Raw genomic sequence first — 23,150 nt, forward strand, 5'->3', positions numbered from 1 at the left:
ATTCGACGGGACCTAACGTCATCGCACCGCCGACCCCCAGGTGGGATGTTCAAGGGCGAACGTTAGGTATCCACTCATGCTGACCATCCTCGGCTTCGCCATGATCGCGACCTTCCTGGTCCTGATCATGCTGAAGAAGATGTCGCCGATCGCGGCGCTCGTGCTCATACCCGCGCTGTTCTGCGTGTTCGTGGGCAAGGGCGCCGAGCTCGGCGACTATGTCATCGACGGCGTCACCGGCCTCGCGCCCACCGCGGCGATGCTCATGTTCGCGATCGTCTACTTCGGTGTGATGATCGACGTCGGCCTCTTCGACCCGATCGTGCGGGGCATCCTCAGGTTCTGCAAGGCCGACCCGCTGCGCATCGTCCTCGGTACGGCGGTCCTCGCCGCGATCGTCTCCCTCGACGGCGACGGCTCCACCACCTTCATGATCACCGTCTCGGCGATGTACCCGCTGTACAAGCGCCTGAAGATGTCCCTGGTCGTGATGACCGGCGTGGCCGCCATGGCCAACGGCGTGATGAACACGCTGCCGTGGGGCGGCCCGACCGCCCGCGCCGCCACCGCGCTGAAGGTCGACGCGAGCGATGTCTTCGTACCGATGATCCCGGCGCTGGCCGTCGGCCTGCTGTTCGTGTTCGCCCTCGCCTGCATCCTCGGCCGACGCGAGCGCAGGCGGCTCGGCGTGCTCACGCTGGACGAGGTGCTGGTGGAGGAGAAGGAGACCGCCCTCGTCGGTGCGGGCTCCGGCAACTTCCCTGCACGTACCGGCGGTTCGGGGCACGGCCTGCCCGAGGAGCCGGACGACGGCGAGGGCTTCCAGGGCCTCGACCCGCACCGCGCCACCCTGCGCCCCAAGCTCTACTGGTTCAACGCGCTGCTCACCCTCGCCCTGCTCACCGCCATGGTCATGGAGTGGTTGCCGATCCCGGTGCTGTTCCTGCTCGGCGCGGCGCTCGCGCTGACCGTCAACTTCCCGCACATGCCGGACCAGAGGGCCCGGATCGCCGCCCACGCCGAGAACGTCCTGAACGTCTCCGGCATGGTCTTCGCCGCCGCCGTCTTCACCGGCGTCCTGCAGGGCACCGGCATGGTCGACCACATGGCGAAGTGGCTGGTGCACCACGTCCCCGACGGCATGGGCCCGCACATGGCCCTGGTCACCGGTGTGCTGAGCATCCCGCTGACGTACTTCATGTCCAACGACGGCTTCTACTTCGGCATCCTGCCGGTGCTCGCCGAGGCGGGTCACGCGCACGGCGTCTCCTCCCTCGAGATCGCCCGCGCCTCGATCGTCGGCCAGCCCCTGCACATGTCCAGCCCGCTCGTCCCCGCGGTCTACGTCCTGGTCGGCATGGCCAAGGTGGAGTTCGGCGACCACACCCGGTTCGTGGTCAAGTGGGCCGCCCTGACATCCCTGGTGGTGCTCGGGGCGGGGATCCTCTTCGGCATCGTCTGACATCTCCAGGGAGGGATCGACCCATGGCGTCCGGTGGGAACCGCGGCTGGCTGCTCCGCCTCGTCCTCGCCTTCGGCTTCGCGCAGGGGGCGGTGTCGATGGCCCGGCCCGCCGTCTCCTACCGGGCCCTCGCGCTGGGCGCCGACGAACGCGCCGTCGGCGTCATCGCAGGCGTCTACGCGCTGCTCCCGCTCTTCGCCGCCGTACCGCTCGGCCGGCGCACCGACCACGGCCGCTGCGCGCCCCTGCTCCCGGCGGGCGTGGTCCTGATCTCCGGCGGCTGTGCGCTGAGCGGACTGGCCGGCTCCCTGCGGGCGATGGCCCTGTGGAGCGGGGTGATGGGCCTCGGCCACCTCTGCTTCGTCATCGGCGCCCAGTCGCTCGTCGCCCGCCGGTCCGCGCCGCACGAACAGGACCGCAACTTCGGGCACTTCACCATCGGCGCCTCGCTCGGCCAGCTCATCGGCCCCGTCGCCGCGGGCGCCCTGATCGGCCCCGACATGGCCCGCAGCAGCGCGCTCGCCCTCGTGGTGGCGGGGGAGCGGGCGAGGCGCTCGGGATTGCGCCGCACGAGCGATCTCTGACGGCGCGTCGTGCGTCGGTGCCGCGGGTCGAGACGTTCATCGCGCAGAGTTCAGGCGAAAGAGCGATTTGTATGAAAATCGTCTGACTCGGAGGAATGTGCATGCCCACTCAGACCTCACCACGTGCCTTCGGTCCCCGTGCGGGCGCCACTGTCGTCCTCGCCGCCCTCGCCGCGGTGGGTTCGTCGTGGGTGGCGGCACCGAACGCGGTTGCCCAAGGGGAGAACGGCGACATCAGAGTGCACAGCGTGGGCGTGCCCTACGGTGTCACGAAGGATGAGCCAGTGGTCTGCAAGTTCTACCTGGACGCCGTCAACTTCGACATCCTGCCCAACATCCCCTACATCATCCAGGCGCAGCCCCCGCTGCCCAGTGCGGCCACCGTCACCGGCGTCATCACGCTCGCCGGCGGCGCCGGGCACACCGATGTGATCGGCCTGACCGACGGGCAGTACAAGCTCACCTGGGTTGCGGCGGGTGCCGTCAAGGAGAAACTCTTCCGCGTCAACTGCCACGACCATCACGACGAACACGGTCCGAACGGGCAGATCGAGGACCACCGCGGCGACCACGACCACAGGGAGCACGACGGCCCGGGCTGGGGCGGGAAGGAGGACGATCCGCCGCGGGGCGGTGTGCACGCGGGCGGCGGCGGCCTCATCGACACCGCCGCGGCGTACTCGCCGGTGGCCGCGGCGGGTGCCGTGGGCCTGACGGCGGTCGGCGGTGCCGTGTACTTCCGGCGGAACCGCCGGCGGCTCGATGGCGCCGCGTAGGCGCAGGCCCTGGTACCGGACCCGCGCCTACCGCCTCGCCAGGACGGCCCTGCTGGTGACCGTCCTGGTGACGGTCGGGAGCCGGTGCGGGGGCGGGCACCCCGGGCCCGGCCGGGCGGGTGACCCGGACGCGGTGGCCGCGGGCGGAGCGGGCGCGAGCGGGGAGGAGTCCTGTCCGCCCCCTGCCGAGCCCCCGCCGGACCCGCTGCCCCGTTCCCGGCCCACGTCCTTGCGCATCCCCTTCCTGGGCGTCGACGCGCCGATCACGGCCCTCCGGCTCGACAAGGACCGGCAGCTTCAGACCCCGCCCGTGGACAAGCCCAAGCTGGTCGGCTGGTACGAGGGCGGCCCCACGCCGGGCGAGTACGGCACCGCGATCGCCGTCGGCCACCGGGACACCATGACCGGGCCGGCCGTCTTCGCCGCGCTCGCCCAGATCAAACCCTGCAAGCTCATCGAGGTGGGGCGCGCCGACGGCCGTACCGCCGTCTACACCGTGGACCGGATGAAGGTCTTCGACAAGGCCGGCTTCCCGGACAAGGAGGTCTACGCCCCGGCCGGGCGACCGGAACTGCGCGTGCTGACCTGCGGCGGCTTCTACAACCGCCGGACGGGCTACACCAGCAACGTCGTGGTCTTCGCGCACCTGACCGCGACCAAGTAGGACCAAGTAGTGGGACGGGCCGCGCGCAGCCTTCCCCCGGCCCGCCACATTCCGTTAACTTCCGTGACGCACAGGCCCCGTTCGACCCGCGGGGCCTTCGGACCACGGAGCAGCGGCGCTCCGGACAGCCCCCGGGGGCGGCAGGCATGACACGCGCCATCGAACTGCACGACGTGAGCAAGTCCTACACCCGCGGCACGCGCGTGGTCGACGGGCTCTCCCTGCACATCGCGCCCGGCGAGTTCCTGGTCCTGCTCGGCCCCTCCGGCTGCGGCAAGTCCACCGTGCTGCGGATGATCGCCGGCCTGGAGGACATCGACGCCGGCGAGCTGCTGCTCGACGGCGAGCGCGCCAACCACTGGCAGCCCTCCGAGCGTGGCATGGCCATGGTCTTCCAGAACTTCGCCCTCTATCCCAACATGACCAGCGCCGACAACATCGGCTTCCCGCTGCGCATCGAGGACCCCGGCGCCGACCCTGCCCCGCGCGTGGCGGCCACCGCCCGCATGCTCGGCATCGAGGACCTGCTCGACCGCTTCCCGAGCCAGCTCTCCGGCGGCGAGCGGCAGCGCGTCGCCATGGGCCGAGCCATCGCCCGCCACCCCTCCGCCTTCCTGATGGACGAGCCGCTGTCCAACCTCGACGCCAAGCTGCGCAACCGGCTGCGGGCCGAAATATCCCAGCTGACCCGCGAGTTGGGCGTCACCACCGTGTACGTCACCCATGACCAGGCCGAGGCGATGTCCCTCGGCGACCGGGTCGCCGTGCTGCGCGGCGGGGTGCTGCAGCAGGTCGGCACCCCGCGCCAGGTCTACGCACTGCCCCGCAACGTCTTCACCGCCGCCTTCATCGGCACCCCGCGCATCAACCTGCTGCGCGGCCTGGTCCGCGCCCCGCTGGACGGCGCCATGACCATCAGCCTCGGCAAGCAGGCCCTGCGGCTGCCCGAACCGCTCTGTCTGGACCACCAGTTGCTGCGCGTGCAGCAGGGCCGCGAGGTGATCGTGGGACTGCGCTCGGAGGCGGTGCGCATCGCCAGGCACAGTTCCGCCCGGCCGGGGGAGGTGGCGATCACCGGGCTGGTGGAGCACGTGGAGTTCCAGGGACACGAGATCCTCGTCCACTTCAACACCGGCTCCCGCCCCGCCGTCGTACCCGATCTGGAGGCCCCGCGCCCGGCCGCCCGGCCGACGCGGCGGCGCCGCAGTCAGGGCCCGACCGTGCTGGACCGGCTGCGCGAACGGGCGGGGTCACGGCGCGCCGGACCGGTGGTGGTGCTCGAACACCCCGAGGACGGCGCACCCGAGCCCGCGCCGCCGGAGGGCCGGCTCCCCGGCGACCTGGTGGTGCGTACCACCCCGGACCTGCGGCTGCACCACGGCATGCAGGTCCCGCTCCTCGTCGACCTCGCCCATCTCTTCGTCTTCGACCAGCAGGGCGACCGCATCTGCCCGTCCCCCGACCGGCTGCCCGACCTGGACGAGTGAGCTCCGACACCCGCGAGAGTGAGCACGGGCCGCCCCGGCGATGATGTCCTGGTACGTCCGGCGTCGCACCGCGTCCGGCGCCGGAGTGCGTCTGGCGCCAAAAAACTAACGTCGCTAGTTTGTGTGCCGGACGACGCAGACCCGCCGGGAGGAACGCACCATGAAGGCACACGACGGCCTGTACATCGACGGCGCCTGGCGCCCCGCCGAGAGCACCGATGTCATCGAGGTCGTGAACCCGGCCGACGAGCAGGTCATCGCCCGGGTCCCGGCGGGCGGCGCCCTGGACGTCGACACCGCCGTACGCGCGGCCCGCGCCGCCCTGCCCGCCTGGGCCGCCACGCCGCCGGCCGAGCGCGCCGCGCGCCTGACCGCCCTCCGCGACATCCTCGTGGCCCGCAAGGACGAGATCGCCGAGACGGTCACGGCCGAACTGGGCGCCCCGCTGCCGTTCTCCCAGGCGGTGCACACGGCCGTGCCGATCGCCGTCGCCGGCTCCTACGCCGAGCTGGCGGCGAGCCACCCCTTCGAGGAGAAGGTCGGCAACTCCACCGTCCTGCACGAGCCGGTCGGTGTGGTCGGCGCGATCACCCCCTGGAACTACCCCCTCCACCAGATCGTCGCCAAGGTCGCCCCCGCGCTCGCCGCCGGCTGCACGATCGTCCTCAAGCCCGCCGAGGACACCCCGCTGACCGCCCAGCTGTTCGCCGAGGCCGTCCACGAGGCGGGCGTACCGGCGGGCGTGTTCAACCTGGTCACCGGCCTGGGCCCGGTGGCCGGTCAGGCGCTCGCCGAGCACCCGGGCGTGGACCTGGTCTCCTTCACCGGCTCCACGGCGGTCGGCCGGCAGATCGGCGCGGTGGCGGGCGCGGCCGTCAAGAAGGTCGCCCTCGAACTCGGCGGCAAGTCCGCCAACGTCATCCTGCCGAGCGCCGACCTCGCCAAGGCGGTGAACGTCGGCGTGGCCAACGTGATGTCCAACTCCGGCCAGACCTGCAGCGCCTGGACCCGCATGCTGGTCCACCGCGACCGGTACGGCGAGGCCGTGGAACTGGCAGCCGCGGCCGCCGCCAGGTACGGCGACCGGATCGGCCCGGTCGTGAGCGCCAAGCAGCAGGCGCGGGTGCGCGGCTACATCGAGAAGGGCCTCGCCGAGGGCGCCCGCCTGGTCGCCGGCGGCCCCGAATCCCCGCACGAGAAGGGCTACTTCGTCAGCCCCACGGTCTTCGCGGACGTCACCCCGGAGATGACCATCGCCCAGGAGGAGATCTTCGGCCCGGTCCTGTCGATTCTGCCGTACGACGACGAGGAGGACGCCCTGCGCATCGCCAACGGCACGGTCTACGGCCTCGCGGGTGCCGTCTGGGCCGGTGACGAGGCCGAGGCCGTCGCCTTCGCCCGGCGCATGGACACCGGCCAGGTGGACATCAACGGCGGCCGGTTCAACCCCCTCGCCCCCTTCGGCGGCTACAAGCAGTCCGGCGTCGGCCGGGAACTCGGCGCGCACGGACTCGCCGAGTACCTCCAGACCAAGTCCCTCCAGTTCTAAGGAAGCAAGCGAACCCATGGCCGTACGAGCCGCCGTCCTGCCCGCCATCGGCGCACCACTGGAGATCACCGGCATCGACCTGCCCGACCCGGGTCCCGGACAGGTCCGGGTCCGCCTCGCCGCCGCCGGTGTCTGCCACTCCGACCTGTCCCTGTCCAACGGCACCATGCGCGTCCCCGTCCCGGCCGTCCTCGGCCATGAGGGCGCCGGCACCGTCGTGGCCGTCGGCGAGGGCGTCACTCATGTCGCCGAGGGTGACCCCGTCGTCCTCAACTGGGCCCCGTCCTGCGGGAGTTGCCATGCCTGCACGCTCGGCGAAGTCTGGCTGTGCGCCAACGCCCTGAACGGCGCCGCCGACGTCTACGCCCGCACCACCGACGGCACCGAGCTGCACCCCGGCCTGAACGTGGCCGCGTTCGCCGAGGAGACCGTCGTCTCCGCGTCCTGCGTGCTGCCCCTCCCGGCGGGGGTGCCGCTGGTGGACGCGGCCCTCCTCGGCTGCGCCGTCCTCACCGGCTACGGCGCCGTCCACCACTCGGCGAAGGTCCGCCCCGGCGAGACGGTCGCCGTCTTCGGCGCGGGCGGCGTCGGCCTCGCCACCCTCCAGTCGGCCCGCCTCGCGGGCGCGTCCAGGATCATCGCGGTCGACGTCTCCCCGGAGAAGGAGGAACTGGCCCGCGCGGCCGGCGCCACGGACTACGTCCTCGCCTCGGAGAACACCCCGCGGGAGATCCGCGCCCTCACCGGCAAGCAGGGCGTCGACGTCTCGGTCGAGTGCGTGGGGCGCGCGGTGTCGATCCGCGCCGCCTGGGACTCCACCCGCCGCGGCGGCCGTACGACGGTCGTCGGCATCGGCGGCAAGGACCAGGAGGTCACCTTCAACGCCCTGGAGATCTTCCACTGGGGCCGCACCCTGTCCGGCTGCGTCTACGGCAACACCGACCCCGCCCGCGACATCCCGGTGCTCGCCGAGCACGTGCGGGAGGGCCGCCTGGACCTCTCCGCGCTGGTGACGGAGCGGATCGCCCTGGAGGGCATCCCGGCCGCCTTCGAGAACATGCTCGCGGGCAAGGGCGGCCGGGCGCTGGTGGTGTTCTGAGGCGGATCAGCGCACGTTCTCGGGTCGCGGCCGCGCATCGGCCGCGACCCGGACCACCCGGCCCCCGCGGGCCCGGGACCGCGACACGGCCACACCCGCGAGACACAGCACCCCACCGGCCATCGTGAGCACGCCCGGCACCTCACCGAGCACCAGCCAGGACATCAGCACCACCAGTGCGGGCACGGCGTACGTCGTCGCGCCCATCCGGCTGGCCGTGCTGCGGGCGAGGGCGTAGGCCCAGGTCGTGAACGCGAGCGCGGTCGGAAAGACGCCCAGGTAGAGCATGTTGAGGGTGGCCGACAGGGGCGCGTGGGCCGCCTGGTGCACCAACTGCCCGGCGAACGGCAGACAGCCCACCGCACCGACCAGACACCCGAACGTCGTCACCTGCAACGCGCTCCCGTGCCCCAGCGCGGGCTTCTGCGCCACGACCCCGCCGGCGTACGCCACCGCGGCGAGCAGACACAGCGCCACCCCGAGCACGGAGTTGCCCCCGCCGCCGGACATCGACAGCCCGACGGTCACCGCACCGGCGAACGACACGACCATGCCCGCCAGCAGCCGCGGCGGCATCGGATCGCCCAGCAGCCGGGCCCCGAGCAGGGCGATCAGCAGCGGCCCGACATTCACGACGAGCGCCGCCGTCCCCGCGTCCACCTGCTGTTCGCCCCAGTTCAGCACGACCATGTAGAGCCCGAACCACAGCACCCCGGACAGCAGGATCCCCCGCCAGGCGGCCCTGGGAGGCAGCCCTTCCCTCCGTATCGCCCAGATGACCCCGAGTCCGAGGGCCCCGGCTGCCAACCGCCCAAGGGCCAGCGCACCGGGGGAGTAGGCCTCGCCCGCACTCCGGATCGCCACGAAGGCGGAGGCCCAGAGGACGACGGTCACGCAGGCGGCGCCGGTGGCGAGCAGTCGGGCCCGGCTTCGGTTGACGTTCATCATGCTCCTGAGGTTAGGTACGGATCGTTGACTGGGCTGGCGGATATCGGACGGCCACACAACGTCCCGCCCCGGTGGCCGGATTCAGCGCAACGCCTCCGAAGTGATTCCCAACAGGTCCGACAGCACCCGCTCCCCCGAGGGAGTCACCTTCACCGCCCGCTCCGACCCGATCCGCACACACCACCCCGCGTCCAGCGCATGCCGGCACAACGCGGCCCCCGCCGCCCCCGCGAGATGGGGCCGCCGCTCGGTCCAGTCGAGGCACGCACGGGCGAGCGGACGCCGGCTCGAAACGTTCAGCGGAATACCCGCCGCGCCGAACCACTCCACTCCCGCATCCGTGAGCGCGAACCCCGTGTCCTGCCGCAGCAACCCCCGGACGGTCAGCGCATCGGTGACCGCGATCCCGAGCCGCCCCGCGAGATGGTCGTAACAGGTACGCCCCCGAGCCATCGCTGACTTCGCGCTCGACTCCCTCAGCGAACGTGGCCGTTCACCCGGCGCAGGCACATGCGCCGCGAGTTCCTCGACCAGCCCCGCCGCACGCGCGTCGGCCAGCCGCACATACCGATGGCGCCCCTGCCGTTCCTCCGCCAGGAGACCCCCGGCCACCAGTTTGCCGAGGTGCTCGCTGAGCGTGGACGCGGCGACCCCGGCGTGCCGGGCCAGTTCACCGGCGGTCCAGGCCCGCCCGTCCAGCAGCGCCAGCAGACACGCGGCCCGGGTCTCGTCGGCGATCAGCGCGGCGAGCGACGCGAGTCCGGCGGCCTGCGGATCCTTCGTGGTCATGCCACCCAGCATGCGGTACGGACACTTCGGCGCCCACCGAACTATCGCTGCACGCCCTGCCGTACCTGCTCGTACTGCTGCGCCAGCCCGTCCAGCAGCGCGCTCAGTCCCGCCTCGAAGGCCCGCTCGTCGATCTTCTCCTGCTGCTCGGCGAGCAGATGGGCCTGGCCGAGGTGGGGATAGTCGGCGGGGTCGTACGCGCTCGCGTCGTCCACGAACCCCCCGGCGAACGAACCGAGCGCGGAGCCCATGATGAAGTACCGCATCAGCGCGCCGATGGAGGTGGCCTGGGCCGGCGGCCAGCCGGCGTCGACCATCGCGCCGTACACGGCGTCGGCCAGCCGCAGGGCCGCCGGGCGGCGCCCGGGCCCACGCGCCAGGACCGGGACGATGTTCGGGTGGTCGCGCAGGGCGGCCCGGTAGGAGACGGCCCAGTCGTGCAGCGCGGTGCGCCAGTCCCGGCCGTCCTCGAACATCGACAGGTCCACCAGAGCGCTCACCGAGTCGGCGACCGCCTCCAAAATCTCGTCCTTGGTGCGGAAGTGGTTGTAGAGCGAGGGCCCGCTCACCCCGAGCTCGGCGGCGAGCCGGCGGGTGGAGGCGGCCGCCAGGCCCTCCCGGTCCACGAGTTCCCGGGCCGTCTCGACGATCCGGTCGGTGCTGAGGAGGGGCTTGCGCGGTCGGGCCATGGCGCACATAGTAGGGCTGCGAACAGAAACTAGCAGTGCTAATTTAAATGTACGGATTTCAAATGGGGTGATCTCGTGGTGAACCTGGAGCTCAGTGCGGAGCAGACCGCGGTCCGGCGGCTGGCCCGGGAGTTCGTGGCAGGTGAGATCGCTCCGCACGTCGTCACCTGGGACCGCGCCGAGGAGGTCGACCGGGGCATCGTGAAGAAGCTCGGCGAGGTGGGTTTCCTTGGTCTGACCATCGACGAGGAGTTCGGCGGCTCGGGCGGCGACCACCTCGCGTACTGCCTGGTCACGGAGGAGCTGGGACGCGGCGACTCCTCGGTGCGCGGCATCGTCTCCGTCTCGCTGGGCCTGGTGGCCAAGACGATCGCCGCCTGGGGCGACGAGGAGCAGAAGCGGCGCTGGCTGCCGGGGCTGACCGCGGGCGAGTACGTCGGCTGTTTCGGCCTCACCGAGCCCGGCACCGGCTCCGACGCGGGCAACCTCACCACCCGTGCCGTACGCGACGGCGACGACTACGTCATCAACGGCGCCAAGATGTTCATCACCAACGGGACGTGGGCGGACGTCGTCCTGCTCTTCGCCCGCTCCACCGACGCCCCCGGCCACAAGGGCGTGTCCGCCTTCCTCGTGCCCACCAGCGCCCCCGGCCTGACCCGGCGCACCATCCACGGCAAGCTCGGCCTGCGCGGCCAGGCCACCGCCGAGCTGGTCCTGGAGGATGTGCGGGTGCCCGCCACGGCGATGCTGGGAGAGGAGGGCAAGGGCTTCTCCGTCGCCATGTCGGCCCTGGCCAAGGGGCGGATGTCGGTGGCCGCGGGCTGTGTCGGCATCGCCCAGGCCGCGCTGGACGCCGCCGTGCGGTACGCCGGTGAGCGCGAGCAGTTCGGCAGGCCCATCGCCCACCACCAGCTGGTGCAGGAGCTGATCAGCGACATCGCTGTCGACGTGGACGCCGCCCGGCTGCTCACCTGGCGCGTCGCCGATCTGATCGACCGCGGGCAGCCGTTCGCCGTCGAGTCCTCCAAGGCCAAGCTGTTCGCCTCCGAGGCCGCCGTCCGCGCCGCGAACAACGCCCTCCAGGTCTTCGGCGGCTACGGCTACATCGACGAGTACCCGGCCGGCAAACTCCTGCGCGACGCCCGCGTGATGACCCTGTACGAGGGCACCAGCCAGATCCAGAAGCTGCTCATCGGGCGTTCCCTGACCGGGGTTTCGGCGTTCTGAGTACCGATCTGAGTACGCGAGCGGATGTGGCGCGGGCCACATCCGCCGATGCTCTTCCCATGAGTGACACACCGGTCAAACAGCAGAGCACGGCCGCCTTCTACGGTCAGGCCGTCGCGTCCTTCGCAGTCGCCATGGTGGCCACCGCCGTCGGCATCTACCAGCTCAGTGCCGACGCATGGGTGCGCGCCTTCCTGGCCATCGCCGTCCTCTATCTCGTCACCTCCGCCTTCACGCTCGCCAAGGTGATCCGGGACCGGCAGGAGGCCGGGCAGATCGTCAGCCGCGTCGACCAGGCGCGCCTGGAGAAGCTGCTGGCCGAACACGACCCCTTCGAGAAGCTCTGACCGGCTGCACTAAGCGCCCGCTCACCTTCGGCGGTATGGTGGTGCTCCTGTCATCGAGAGGGGCGAGCGAGCGATGAGTACGGCGGAGGAGACGACCGGCGGCGAAGCGGAGCCGTGGGAAGAGGTCACCCCGGACGCGGCCCGGCGGCTGCTCGTCGCCGCCGTGGAGGCCTTCGCCGAGCGCGGCTACCACGCGACGACCACCCGTGACATCGCGGGCCGCGCCGGCATGAGCCCGGCCGCGCTCTACATCCACTACAAGACCAAGGAGGAGCTGCTCCACCGGATCAGCCGGATCGGCCACGACAAGGCCCTGGACATCCTGCGCACGGCCGCGCTGCGGGAGGGCACCGCGACCGAGCGGCTGGCCGACGCGGTCAGCTCCTTCGTCCGCTGGCACGCGGGGCGGCGCACCACCGCTCGGGTCGTGCAGTACGAACTCGACGCGCTCGGCCCCGAGGCCCGCGCCGAGATCGTCGCACTGCGCCGCCAGGTCGACGCCGAGGTGCGCGGGATCATCGAGGACGGCGTGGCCTCGGGCGAGTTCGACGTGCTGGACGTCAAGGGCACCACGCTCGCCGTGCTGTCCCTGTGCATCGACGTGGCCCGCTGGTTCACCGTGGACGGCCCCTTCACTCCCGACGAGGTCGGCGCGCTCTACGCCGACCTCGTGCTCCGGATGGTCGGGGCGAAGTAGCGGGCCCCTGGGCTCACAGGTAGTACCGGGACACCGACTCCGCGACGCACACCGGCTTGTCGCCGCCCTCGCGCTCCACGGTGAAGGCGACGGTCACCTGGACGCCGCCGGCGACGTCCTCGACGCCGGTGATCTTCGCGGTGGCGCGCAGCCGGGAACCGACGGGGACGGGGGAGGGGAAGCGGACCTTGTTGGTGCCGTAGTTCACGCCCATCTTCACGCCCTCGACCCGGATCAGCTGCGGGCCGAAGAGCGGCAGCAGGGAGAGGGTGAGGTAGCCGTGGGCGATGGTCGTCCCGAAGGGGCCCGCGGCGGCCTTCTCCGGGTCCACGTGGATCCACTGGTGGTCGCCGGTGGCCTCGGCGAACAGGTCGATGCGCTTCTGGTCGACCTCCACCCAGTCGGTGTGCCCCAGCTGCTCGCCGACGGCCGCCTTCAGCTCGTCGGGGGAGGTGAAGGTCCTCGGTTCTGCCATGTTCCCGGCCTCTCGCTCGCCTCTTGCTCATATCTCTAAGCAACTGCTTAGCATGGTCGGGTGAGGGCCGCCTGTCAACGGATCGCCACCGGCGCCGGGGCACTAGGCTCTGAGGGGTGCCCCAGATCCCCGAGAAGATCCACGAGCTGACCGTCGGCCAGTTGTCCGCGCGCAGCGGCGCCGCCGTCTCCGCGCTGCACTTCTACGAGTCCAAGGGCCTGATCAGCAGCCGCCGCACCCCCGGTAACCAGCGCCGGTACAGCCGCGACACCCTGCGCCGGGTCGCCTTCGTACGGGCCGCGCAGCGGGTCGGCATTCCGCTGGCCACGATCCGGGTCGCCCTGGCCGAGCTGCCCGAGGAACGCACACCGACCCGGGAGGACTGGGCGCGGCTGTCGGAGAAGTGGCGCTCGGAACTCGACGAACGCATCAAGCAGCTGAACCGGTTGCGCGATCACCTCACCGACTGCATCGGCTGCGGGTGCCTGTCCCTGGAGAACTGTGTGCTGTCCAACCCGGACGACGTGTACGGCGAACGGCTCACGGGCTCGTCCCTGTTCGGCGAGAGGCGTTGAGGGCCCCGCCCCGACCCGCCCCGATGGACGGTGCCTCACTCGTACTCGGTGCCACCCTTCCGCGTCAGGTACGCCGGACTGACCGCCTTGGCGATGGCCCGACCCCCCGTCACCGGGCTGTACCGCTCCACCGCCGGCCGTATCACCACGCCCTCCCGCAGATGCAGTCCCCGCCCGGACACCGTCTCCCGTCCGCTCGCGAACTCCAGCACCCGCGCGATGTCGTACGGCCCCGCGTACAGCCGGGGCACCACCGGCAGCTCCCCCTCCAACAGTTCCGCCGCGTCCAGCCAGCGCACCGTGCCGTCCACGTCCGCCGAGACGTCGAACGCCGCGTACCCCAGCGTGTCCCGCCGCCCGTCGGCGCCGTACGACAGGTCCTGCACCCCGGCGCCGTACACCTCCCCGAAGATGCCGATCCGGCGTGCCCCGAGCCGCTCGGCCAGCCGGGCCGCCGCCTCGGCGACGCCGTGTCCCCGGATCGCCCGCCAGTACAGGTTGCGTGGATCCTCCTTCAGGGCCAGCGACTTGGCGCCGAAGCCCTTGGACGACACATGCACCCGGCCCTCGTCGGCTATGTACGTGAGCAGGCAGGCCGAGCCGTGGAGCTTCTCCGTCAGGACGACCGGCTCGCCCGGGGTGAAGATGTCCGGGTAACGCTGGATGTTCTCGATGTCGACCCATGGCAACAGCTCGGGAGCGGACTCCACCTCGCCGTTCATGGTCGGCGGGATCGGCGGCATCCACTTGGTGATGCCCAGCCGCTCCGCGAAGTCCGTGCCCTCGGCCGCCGCCCGCGCGAGGTCGACGTCCGCCAGCGCCTTCGGCCGGCACACGATGCCCTGCGACAGCTCGCCGCGCAGCCGCACCGCCTTGACCCGGTTGGCCTCGCCGCCCGCCAGCCGTCCGGTCAGCCCCAACTCCTCGATCAGGCCGGTCGGGAGCACGGACTGCTCGGGAATGTAGACGGCGGCCTCACCGGTGCGGTACGCACCCTTGGCGACGACGGCCCGGTACAGACCCACCTGGGCCAGCTCGAGAGCGTCGGCGTTCGGATGCTCGTGGACGGTCAGCACTTCGGCGGTGACCCGCAGCGTGGACATGGGACTCCCCGTGTTCATCGGTTCGGTTTCATCGGCTCCCACTCTCCGGACGTCAATCCGCTGGAGCGAGCGGATTTGGCGCTGGTACCGTCGTCCCCTTCGGCCGGCGGCGACGCGTACCTGCGCATCGCCCGAGCCTCCGTACAGCGCCCCCGAGCGGCTGCGCGCCGAGGGCGAGCCGGATCTGGCGACCCGCGCCCGGCTCGTCGGCCTGCCTTACGAAGAGCCCTGGAACGACCCGTACCGGAGCAGCCCTTCCGCGACCAACTGGGCGTTGCCGGACGCCCGTTGACCGTCCGGCAGGAACAGGGTGTCCTCCAGTCCGATCCGGGTGGCCAGGCCCAGCCGTCCGGCCAGCCGCAGCACCGGCCAGGCGCCGCCCTCCTCGCCGTGCAGGAGCACCGGCCGGTCGTGGGCGCCATCCAGCTCGGCCAGCAGGGCACGCGCCGATTCCTCGGCGGTCGCCGGGTCCGGGTCCGTCACCTCCGCCAGCACACGCAGCACCCTCGGTCCGAGGGGCGAGGCCGCGAACCGGGCCGCGCCGTCGGTACCGGACCAGATGCCCGCCTCGACACCCACGCCCATGGCGACGAGCTGTGCGGCGACCGCTTCGGCGCCCGGCTCATGCCAGTTGACCGAGGCGAAGTCGGGCAGCGCGGACCAGCTGCGGACCCGGGCGAGCCGGACTTCCGGATCGGGCTCCGCCCAGGCGCCGGTCGTCACCCCGACCGGCACCCGCACCCGCGCGCGTATCGCCTCCAGGGCCGGAGCGAGGACGCGCGGGGAGAGGCTGTCGTGTCCGCACGGCGTCTTGGGGTGCACATGGACCGAGTCGGCCCCGGCCGCAACGGCCTGTGCCGCGGAACGGGCCATCTCCTCGGGCGACATCGGAATCCCCGCGCCGTCGGCGGCGGAACGGCTTCCGTTGAGACACACCTGCAGCATGCTCCGATGGTGCCAGTCACCACCGACAACGGCCCCGGTCACCGCACGGCAGGGGGCGCGGCATCCCCTTCGCACCCCCCAGAACCAGAAAAACAACGGCCCCCCAACTGAACAGCACAACGGCACTGTTCAGGCCGACATCAGCAGCCGCCCCCGCCTGGCGTACTCCAGCGCCCGCGGCGTGAGCACCGGGCGCGGTACGAGGATGCCGCAGTCCGTGCAGACCGGGCCGGACGACGGCTCGTGGTCCAGGCCGTAGCGCCAGACCAGGCGGTCACCGCCGCACACCGGGCAGGACGAGCCCGGTTCCCGGTTCAGCGCGGCGATCAGCCGGCGCAGCACCTCGGCCAGCGGCGCCTCGGGGTGGAGCCGTGGGTCGTCGCACCAGGCGACCCCGAAGCCTCCCCAGGTCAGCCGGTGCCAGTCGTCCACGCTGCCCGGCCGGCGCAGCCCGTCGTGCTTCTCCTTCCTGCGCCGCTCGGTGAAGTCGGTCTCGTAGGCGAGCCAGACGGACCGGGCCTCCTCCAGCTCCTCCAGTGCGGCCACGAGCCGCACCGGGTCGGGGGAGCGGTCCTCGGGGCCGAAGCCCGCCCGGGAGCACAGATGGTCCCAGGTCGCCCGATGCCCGTAAGGGGCGAATTTCTCAAGGCACTTGCGCAGTGAGTAGCGGCGCAGTGCCAGATCGCAGCCCGGATCGCGTACCTGTCTCGCCAGACTCCGGAAACCTGCCATCGCCCTGCACCTCCGTCACACCTGCACCTGTACTTCGGTCACTTCGGCGTCGTCGCACGGACGTCGCCGAATAGACGTATCGACAGGCGATTCGGCTCCATCTCTTCGTGTGCTGTCTTCTGCTTTCTGCTTGCGGACTCCGGAAAGTGACGCATGTTCATCTTTAAAGCTGGGGATACCGGCGGTAACCTTCGGCCACCCCTGTCGCTAGGAGCTGCCATGCCACGGCGAACCCCACGTACCACGCTTGACAGACTGAGAACGTCCCGCCGCTTCGCCGGGTTCCTGAAGACGGCGTCCATATGCGTCCTCGTAGCCGGACTTCTCTCCCCCCTCGGCCAGACCGCGGCCGCCGCCGGCGCCACCGCCTCGAACGACTACTGCGGCGGACAGTGCTCGGACATCCTGCCGCCCGGCGAGAACGGCAACGCCACACTCGCCCAGATCCTGCTCAACCAGGCCTTCGGCACCCAGCCCTCGCACGCCGAGGACCAGCTCGGCCCGTACGCGAATCTGGCGACCGGTTCCAAGGGCCTCACGGACGCCACGATCAACAACTTCTTCAACGACGCCGCCTTCGGCGTCCCGTCCGACCAGGTTGCCTCCAGCGAGCAGCCGGGCGGGCGCGGCGACGTGACGATCGTCCGGGACAAGAAGACCGGTGTGCCGCACATCACAGGCACCACCCGGTACGGCACCGAGTACGGAGCCGGCTACGCGGCGGCCGAGGACCGGCTGTGGCTGATGGACGTCTTCCGGCACGTCGGCCGCGGCCAGCTGACCTCCTTCGCCGGCGGCGCGGCCGCCAACCAGGGCCTGGAGCAGGAGTTCTACCGCAACGCGCCCTACACCGAGGCCGATCTGCAGGCGCAGATCGACAACGCCGTCGCGAAGAACGGCGCCCGCGGCCAGCAGGCCCTCGCCGACGCAGACGCCTACCTCGACGGCGTCAACGCCTACATCGACGCCTCGGACAGCGGCCGTTACTTCCCCGGCGAGTACGACCTGACCGGTCACAAGGACCCGATCACCAACGCCGGCACCATCGACCACTTCAAGATCACCGACCTCGTGGCGCTGGCCTCCGTCATCGGCTCGCTGTTCGGCTCCGGCGGGGGCGGCGAGGTCAACAACGCCCTCTCCCTGCTCGCCGCCCAGTCCAAGTACGGCGTCGCGGAGGGCACCAAGGTCTGGGAGTCCTTCCGCGAGCGCAACGACCCCGAGGCCGTCCTGACCGTCCACGACGGCCAGAGCTTCCCGTACGGCGGCAAGCCCGCCGACGCCAAGGGCGAGGCCCTGCCGGACGCCGGCTCGGTCACCCAGGAACCGCTGGTCTACGACCGTACGGGCAGCGCGGCCACCACGGCCGCGAAGAACACCTCCGCCACCGCGGCGAAGACCACGCTCAGCTCGGCCAGGCGCGGCATGTCCAACGCGCTCGTGGTCAGCGGCAAGTACACCGCGAGCGGCCACCCGATCGCCGTCTTCGGACCGCAGACCGGCTACTTCGCCCCGCAGCTGCTCATGCTCCAGGAGATCCAGGGCCCGGGCATCAGCGCGCGCGGCGCCTCCTTCGCGGGCCTGAGCATGTACGTCGAACTCGGCCGCGGCCAGGACTACTCCTGGAGCGCGACCACCTCCGGCCAGGACATCATCGACACCTACGCCGTCGAGCTGTGCCAGGACGACTACCACTACCTCTACCACGGCACCTGTACGGCGATGGACAAGGTCGAGCAGAAGGACTCCTGGTCGCCGACCACGGCCGACAGCACGCCGGCGGGGTCGTACACCATGCGGGTGTGGCGGACGAAGTACGGCCCGGTGGAGTACCGGGGGACCGTCGGCGGCAAGAAGGTCGCCTACACCACCCTGCGCTCCTCGTATCTGCACGAGGCCGACTCGATCATCGGCTTCCAGATGCTGAACGACCCGGGCTTCGTCAAGGGCCCGAAGGACTTCCAGAGCGCGGCCCAGCACATCAACTACACCTTCAACTGGTTCTACGCCGACTCCCAGCACACCGCGTACTACAACAGCGGTGACAACCCGGTCCGTGCGTCCGGCGTCGACGCCGAGTTCCCGGTGTGGGCCCAGCCGGCGTACGAGTGGCAGAACTGGGACCCGGCCACCAACACCGCCGACTACACCCCGGCCTCGGCCCACCCCAACTCCATCGACCAGGACTACTACGTCTCCTGGAACAACAAGCAGGCCCAGGACTACTCGGCCGCCGGCTGGGGCGACGGCTCCGTGCACCGCGGCAACCTGCTCGACGACCGGGTGAAGAAGCTGGTCGCGGCCGGCGGGGTGACCCGCACCAAGCTGGTGCAGGCCATGGCGGACGCGGCCGTCGCCGACCTGCGCGCCGAGGACGTGCTGCCGAAGCTGCTCAAGGTGATCGACTCCTCGACGGTGACCGACCCCACGGCCGCCGCGGCGGTGAGCAAGCTGCAGGCGTGGGTGGCTGCGGGCGCGGGGCGCACGGAGACGTCCGCCGGTTCCAAGACCTATGCCGACGCCGACGCGATCCGCATCCTGGACGCCTGGTGGCCGCTGCTGGTCAAGGCGGAGTTCGAACCGGGCCTCGGCAGCGACCTGTACACGGCGTTCACCGGCAACCTGCCGGTGGACGAGGCCCCGTCCGCCGGTCACGGTCCGACCGGTTCGCACGCCGGAAGCTCCTTCCAGTTCGGTTGGTGGAGCTATGTCGACAAGGACATCCGGGCGGTGCTGGGGGAGAACGTGCAGGGCGGGCTCGCCGAGAAGTACTGCGGCGGCGGCAGTCTCAGCGCCTGCCGGGACGCTTTGATCAGCACCCTCGACCAGGCGGCCGGCATGACCGCCGCCCAGGTCTACCCGGGCGACGACCAGTGCTCGGCCGGCGACCAGTGGTGCGCCGACTCGATCGTCCAGCGCACCCTGGGCGGCATCAAGCACGGCAAGATCAGCTGGCAGAACCGGCCGACCTTCCAGCAGGTGGTGGAGTACACCTCGCACCGGTGAACCGATCGGCGTGAGGTGGGCGGCGGGTCACGTGATGCGGCCCGCCGCCAGCACCAGCCGGGCCAGTTCGGGGTGCACGATGTCGCTGTGCGCCCCGGCCGGCGGGCCACCCCGGCGGACGACCGCGGCCGCGTCGACGTTCACGCACCCCGATGTGGGCAGCGGTCCGGCGAGGGCCGCCGAGAGGTCCAGCCGGACGGTGCCCGGCACCGCCTGTACCCCGTCGTGCCCCATGGCGCCCCACTCCGGCCCCAGCACGGCCGCGATCTCGCTGCCCACACACGAGCGGTCGTCCCCCGACAGCCGGGAGGCCAGCGGATAGAACGTGCCGAGCGCCGAGTCGAAGTGCGAGTAGCAGCACACCAGCGGGCCGTCGATCCGCCGCTGTTGGTCCTTGAGCGCCCCGGCCTTGTCCGGGTCCTGCGGCAGCCGGTCCGCGAACGCGTAGTGCGAGAAGGCACCTTGGAGTAGGGTCACGGACTTCACCGTGCCGACCCCGTCCGGCAGCCCGCGCAGCGCGAAGGACGCCAGCCGCCCGCCGAAGCTGTGCCCCACCAGATGCACCCGCACCCCGGGCGCCGCATGCGCCAACTGCCCGAGCACCGGCCCGAGCCCGTGCTCGCCGACGGTCCCGGCCCGCCGCTTCATCGACCAGTAGGCCGCCTGCCGCAGCAGTTCCTTGGCGCCCTCCCAGGGGTTCGGGATGCTGAACCCGGCCGGTGCGCCGGGCGACCGGACGGCCGACAGCGCCTCGGCGAACTCGTCGCAGGCGGTCGCCGGGTCCTCGCTGAACACCAGCGGCTCGCCCTCCTGGCCGGTGTCGGCCGCACCGGGCCGCTCCCCGTCCACCAGCAGCCGCACCAGCCGCCCGAACTCGGTCAACCGGCCCTCGCCGTCCGGCCGTTCGTCCAGCATCCGGGCCAGTTGGTCGATCACCGGAGCCCGCCCGGGAAAGGTCTCCAGCAGGGCACGCCGGGTGTCCTTGTCCAGCGCCGGACCCGGTGCCGTCTCAGCCGCCACGGCCGCCGCCGACTTCGGGAAGTCCGGGATCGGCTCGTCGCTGAACCGCATCGACGGCCAGATCACGCCGACGTACCCGAGCCGGGCCGCTGGCGCGAGCGCCGGGACCGGCGCGAAGAACTGCCGGTACAGCGCGGTCGCGCCCGAGCGGTCGTTGTTCCAGCCGTGTGCGAAGACGATCAGGTCACGGACGCCGTGTTCCGTGACCTGGGCCGTCAGACGGTCGCGTTCGGGGCCGTCCACGTCCCCGTCCGCGTCGAAGGTCAGCTCCCAGTAGGGAGTCACGCTCATCCCGGGATCCGCCATGCCAGGCTCCCTCGTCCCGCCGCAACCGATGCGTAACACTGTGCTGCGGACGCATCGTCCTGCGCCGGGGCGAGGTTGGCCATACACGGCGCCTCACCTGTTCCGCACGGCGTTCGGGCGGTGGCCCTTCCTTCCTACATACCGACTGGTTAGTCTGGGGCGGTCAGAGCCGACGCGCGCCGCGCGAAGTCGTGTCGAGGGAGACCGATGGTGGAAGCCGTGCAGGATGCGGGAGTGGTCGTCACCGGGGCCGGCGGGGGGATCGGTGCCGCACTGGCCCGGCGGTTCGCCGCCGAGGGCGCCCGGGTCGTCGTGAACGACCTGGACGGTGAGAAGGCCAAGGCGGTGGCCGAGGAGATCGGCGGGATCGCGGTGCCCGGTGACGCCTCCGCGATCGTCGGCGACGCCCGCGACGCGCTGGGCGGCACCGTCGACGTGTACTGCGCGAACGCCGGTGTCGCCTTCGAGGACGGCGGCACGGACGGGCCGCTCGACGAGAGGTCCTGGGCCCTCGCCTGGGACGTGAACGTCATGGCGCACGTCCGGGCGGCGCACGAACTGCTGCCGGGCTGGCTGGAGCGCGGCGCCGGCCGGTTCGTGTCCACCGTGTCGGCCGCCGGGCTGCTCACCATGATCGGCGCGCCCTCCTACAGCGTCACCAAGCACGGTGCCCACGCCTTCGCCGAGTGGCTGTCGCTGACGTACCGCCACCGGGGCGTGAAGGTCCACGCGATCTGTCCCCAGGGCGTGCGCACGGACATGCTGGCCGCGACCGGCAGCGCCGGGGACCTGGTGCTGCAGCCGACCGCGATCGAGCCGGATGCCGTCGCCGACGCCCTCTTCCGGGGCATCGAGGAGGACCGCTTCCTGATCCTGCCGCACCCCGAGGTGGCCGGGTACTACCAGGCGCGGGCCGCCGATCCGGACCGCTGGCTGAGCGGTATGAACCACCTCCAGCGCAAGTGGGAGGAGGCCCGGTGAGCACCTCCCGGTACGCGGCACGCCCCTGGCTGGCCCTGCTCGACGACGCCCAGCGCGGCCCGGTCGACCCCGCCGACTCGCTGGTGCACGCCCTGCGGGCCGCCGTCGCCGAGGCACCCGAGCGCACCTTCCTCGCCTACTTCGACGCCCGGCTGAGCTACCGCGAGGTGGACGAGCTGACCGACTCGGTCGCCGCCCACCTCGCCGCGCGCGGGCTGGAGCGGGGCGACCGGGTGGCCGTGCTGCTGCAGAACTCCCCGCACTTCGTGCTCGCCGTGCTCGGCGCCTGGAAGGCCGGTGCGACCGTCGTCCCGGTCAACCCGATGTACAAGTCGGCCGAGATGGCGCACATCCTGCGGGACGGCGAGGTGACCGCGCTGGTCTGCTCGGACCGGGCCTGGGAGTCGTATCTGCGGGAGGCTGCGGCCGGGTCGCCGGTGCGGATCGTGCTCACCGGGTGCGAGTTGGACTTCCAAACCCGCAACGACGCGCGCGTGCTCGGTTTCGAGCGGCTGCCCCAGGCAGCGGACGCCGACGACCTCGTAGCCGTCGCCCGGCAGGGCGGCAAGGCGCCCGAGGGTCGCGACCCGCGCCCGGACGACATCGCCCTGATCAGCTACACCTCCGGCACCAGCGGCACCCCCAAGGGCGCCACCAACACGCACGGCAACATCATGCACAACGCCGAGCGGCAGCGGACCGGGCTCGCGCTGCCCGAGGCGCCGGTCTACTACGCGCTCGCGCCGCTGTTCCACATCACCGGCATGGTCTGCCAGTTCGGTGCCTGCCTGAACAGCGCCGGCACCCTGGTGCTCGCCTACCGCTTCGAGCCCGGCCTCGTCCTGGAGGCCTTCGCCGAGCACCAGCCGCACTACACGGTCGGCCCGTCCACCGCCTACATGGCGCTCGCCGCCCACCCGGACGTCACCCGCGAGCACTTCGCCTCCTTCGTGAACCTGTCCTCCGGCGGCGCGCCCGTGCCCCCGGCCCTGGTGGAGGGGTTCCGCGAGCGCTTCGGGCCGTACATCCGCGTCGGCTACGGGCTCACCGAGTGCTCGGGCCCCTGTGCCGCCGTCCCGCCCGGCCTGGAGGCACCTGTGGACCCCGTCTCCGGGACGCTGTCGGTCGGGGTGCCCGGCGCCGACACGGTCGTGCGGATCCTCGACGAGCAGGGTGCGGAGGTGCCCTTCGGGGAGCACGGCGAGATCGTCGTACGAGGCCCCCAGGTGATCCCCGGCTACTGGCGGCGCCCCGACGCCACCGCCGAGTCCTTCCCGGACGGCGAGCTGCGCACCGGCGACATCGGCTTCATGGACGAACAGGGCTGGCTCTACGTCGTCGACCGCAAGAAGGACATGATCAACGCGTCCGGCTTCAAGGTGTGGCCGCGCGAGGTCGAGGACGTGCTGTACACCCACCCGGCCGTACGCGAGGCGGCCGTCGTCGGGGTCCCCGACGGCTACCGTGGCGAGACCGTGAAGGCGTACATCACCCTGCGTCCGGGCGCGGAGGCGGACCCGGATGAACTCGCGGTGTACTGCAAGGAGAGACTGGCCGCCTACAAATACCCGCGCCAGGTGGAGATCCTGCCCGATCTGCCCAAGACGGCGAGTGGGAAGATCCTCCGGCGGGAACTGCGTTCCCGCACGCAGGGCATTCGGTAAGCATCACGGAAAGGCAGGTGGC

Annotated in this window: 21 protein-coding genes and 1 pseudogene; 14 read left to right on the forward strand and 8 right to left on the reverse strand. The window is 71.6% G+C overall.

The features are described from left to right. Positions 1 to 76: 76 nt before the first annotated feature. The 7 genes and pseudogenes from ACWC2T_RS05520 (at position 77) to ACWC2T_RS05550 (ending at position 7,621) form a co-directional block, all read left to right on the forward strand. Positions 77 to 1,462 (forward strand): CitMHS family transporter, encoded by a 1,386-nt coding sequence (locus ACWC2T_RS05520; protein WP_450669156.1) that lies wholly within the window; start codon positions 77 to 79, stop codon positions 1,460 to 1,462. A gap of 23 nt (positions 1,463 to 1,485) precedes the next feature. Then, a pseudogene (locus tag ACWC2T_RS05525) lies at positions 1,486 to 2,010 on the forward strand (MFS transporter); the annotation flags it as partial. 137 nt (positions 2,011 to 2,147) lie between these two features. Then, complete coding sequence (locus ACWC2T_RS05530; protein ID WP_450669157.1) at positions 2,148 to 2,822, forward strand: hypothetical protein; 675 nt, start codon at positions 2,148 to 2,150, stop codon at positions 2,820 to 2,822. After that, positions 2,809 to 3,486, forward strand: coding sequence for a class F sortase (locus tag ACWC2T_RS05535; protein ID WP_450669158.1), 678 nt, complete (start codon positions 2,809 to 2,811; stop codon positions 3,484 to 3,486). The genes ACWC2T_RS05530 and ACWC2T_RS05535 overlap by 14 nt, the downstream gene beginning before the upstream one ends. A 146-nt stretch (positions 3,487 to 3,632) precedes the next feature. After that, the gene (locus tag ACWC2T_RS05540) at positions 3,633 to 4,973 is read left to right on the forward strand and encodes an ABC transporter ATP-binding protein (protein WP_450669159.1); all 1,341 of its coding nucleotides are present in this window, start codon (positions 3,633 to 3,635) and stop codon (positions 4,971 to 4,973) included. Between the two features lie 160 nt (positions 4,974 to 5,133). Then, positions 5,134 to 6,522, forward strand: a complete 1,389-nt coding sequence (locus ACWC2T_RS05545; protein WP_450669160.1) for an aldehyde dehydrogenase family protein — start codon at positions 5,134 to 5,136, stop codon at positions 6,520 to 6,522. Between the two features lie 16 nt (positions 6,523 to 6,538). Then, positions 6,539 to 7,621: a Zn-dependent alcohol dehydrogenase gene (locus ACWC2T_RS05550; RefSeq protein ID WP_450669161.1), complete on the forward strand. Its 1,083-nt coding sequence runs from the start codon at positions 6,539 to 6,541 to the stop codon at positions 7,619 to 7,621. A 6-nt stretch (positions 7,622 to 7,627) separates the two neighbouring features. Here ACWC2T_RS05550 and ACWC2T_RS05555 read toward each other — a convergent pair whose 3' ends face one another. The 3 genes from ACWC2T_RS05555 to ACWC2T_RS05565 form a co-directional block, all read right to left on the reverse strand. Beyond that, positions 7,628 to 8,569 (reverse strand): DMT family transporter, encoded by a 942-nt coding sequence (locus tag ACWC2T_RS05555; RefSeq protein ID WP_450669162.1) that lies wholly within the window; start codon positions 8,567 to 8,569, stop codon positions 7,628 to 7,630. An 81-nt stretch (positions 8,570 to 8,650) separates the two neighbouring features. Further along, complete coding sequence (locus ACWC2T_RS05560) at positions 8,651 to 9,358, reverse strand: ArsR/SmtB family transcription factor (RefSeq protein ID WP_450669163.1); 708 nt, start codon at positions 9,356 to 9,358, stop codon at positions 8,651 to 8,653. Between the two features lie 41 nt (positions 9,359 to 9,399). Next, positions 9,400 to 10,047: a TetR/AcrR family transcriptional regulator gene (locus ACWC2T_RS05565; RefSeq protein WP_450669164.1), complete on the reverse strand. Its 648-nt coding sequence runs from the start codon at positions 10,045 to 10,047 to the stop codon at positions 9,400 to 9,402. Between the two features lie 78 nt (positions 10,048 to 10,125). On the opposite strand from ACWC2T_RS05565, the gene ACWC2T_RS05570 reads away from it, so the two are divergent. The 3 genes from ACWC2T_RS05570 to ACWC2T_RS05580 all read left to right on the forward strand — a co-directional run bounded on the left by ACWC2T_RS05570 (position 10,126) and on the right by ACWC2T_RS05580 (position 12,321). After that, positions 10,126 to 11,277, forward strand: a complete 1,152-nt coding sequence (locus tag ACWC2T_RS05570; RefSeq protein ID WP_450669348.1) for an acyl-CoA dehydrogenase family protein — start codon at positions 10,126 to 10,128, stop codon at positions 11,275 to 11,277. A 59-nt stretch (positions 11,278 to 11,336) separates the two neighbouring features. Beyond that, entirely contained in the window at positions 11,337 to 11,624 is a 288-nt protein-coding gene (locus tag ACWC2T_RS05575) for a YiaA/YiaB family inner membrane protein (protein WP_450669165.1), read from the forward strand. A gap of 73 nt (positions 11,625 to 11,697) precedes the next feature. Beyond that, complete coding sequence (locus ACWC2T_RS05580) at positions 11,698 to 12,321, forward strand: TetR/AcrR family transcriptional regulator (protein ID WP_450669166.1); 624 nt, start codon at positions 11,698 to 11,700, stop codon at positions 12,319 to 12,321. Positions 12,322 to 12,334: 13 nt separating this feature from the next. Here the strand turns inward: ACWC2T_RS05580 and ACWC2T_RS05585 are convergent, their stop codons facing one another. Further along, positions 12,335 to 12,796 carry a MaoC family dehydratase gene (locus ACWC2T_RS05585; RefSeq protein WP_450669167.1) on the reverse strand — a complete coding sequence of 154 codons (462 nt, stop codon included), beginning with the start codon at positions 12,794 to 12,796 and terminating at the stop codon, positions 12,335 to 12,337. A gap of 116 nt (positions 12,797 to 12,912) precedes the next feature. Between ACWC2T_RS05585 and soxR the strand changes: the two genes are divergently transcribed. Continuing rightward, complete coding sequence (gene soxR / locus ACWC2T_RS05590) at positions 12,913 to 13,371, forward strand: redox-sensitive transcriptional activator SoxR (RefSeq protein ID WP_450669168.1); 459 nt, start codon at positions 12,913 to 12,915, stop codon at positions 13,369 to 13,371. Positions 13,372 to 13,406: 35 nt separating this feature from the next. Here the strand turns inward: soxR and ACWC2T_RS05595 are convergent, their stop codons facing one another. The 3 genes from ACWC2T_RS05595 to ACWC2T_RS05605 form a co-directional block, all read right to left on the reverse strand. Beyond that, a complete protein-coding gene (locus ACWC2T_RS05595; protein ID WP_450669169.1) occupies positions 13,407 to 14,474 on the reverse strand; it encodes an RNA ligase (ATP) in 1,068 nt (355 codons plus the stop codon). A 216-nt stretch (positions 14,475 to 14,690) separates the two neighbouring features. After that, a complete protein-coding gene (locus tag ACWC2T_RS05600; RefSeq protein ID WP_450669170.1) occupies positions 14,691 to 15,419 on the reverse strand; it encodes a 3-keto-5-aminohexanoate cleavage protein in 729 nt (242 codons plus the stop codon). Positions 15,420 to 15,548: 129 nt separating this feature from the next. After that, positions 15,549 to 16,151: a hypothetical protein gene (locus tag ACWC2T_RS05605; protein ID WP_450669171.1), complete on the reverse strand. Its 603-nt coding sequence runs from the start codon at positions 16,149 to 16,151 to the stop codon at positions 15,549 to 15,551. A gap of 219 nt (positions 16,152 to 16,370) precedes the next feature. On the opposite strand from ACWC2T_RS05605, the gene ACWC2T_RS05610 reads away from it, so the two are divergent. Next, on the forward strand, positions 16,371 to 19,157 hold the full coding sequence (locus tag ACWC2T_RS05610; RefSeq protein ID WP_450669172.1) for a penicillin acylase family protein: 2,787 nt from the start codon (positions 16,371 to 16,373) through the stop codon (positions 19,155 to 19,157). A gap of 27 nt (positions 19,158 to 19,184) precedes the next feature. Here the strand turns inward: ACWC2T_RS05610 and ACWC2T_RS05615 are convergent, their stop codons facing one another. Continuing rightward, entirely contained in the window at positions 19,185 to 20,483 is a 1,299-nt protein-coding gene (locus tag ACWC2T_RS05615; protein WP_450669173.1) for a serine-threonine protein kinase, read from the reverse strand. A gap of 207 nt (positions 20,484 to 20,690) precedes the next feature. Between ACWC2T_RS05615 and ACWC2T_RS05620 the strand changes: the two genes are divergently transcribed. Beyond that, entirely contained in the window at positions 20,691 to 21,464 is a 774-nt protein-coding gene (locus ACWC2T_RS05620) for an SDR family oxidoreductase (RefSeq protein WP_450669174.1), read from the forward strand. Further along, positions 21,461 to 23,128: a class I adenylate-forming enzyme family protein gene (locus ACWC2T_RS05625; protein WP_450669175.1), complete on the forward strand. Its 1,668-nt coding sequence runs from the start codon at positions 21,461 to 21,463 to the stop codon at positions 23,126 to 23,128. Before ACWC2T_RS05620 ends, ACWC2T_RS05625 begins: the two co-directional genes overlap by 4 nt. The last annotated feature ends 22 nt before the right edge of the window (positions 23,129 to 23,150 follow it).

This window comes from Streptomyces sp. NPDC001393 (assembly GCF_053597455.1).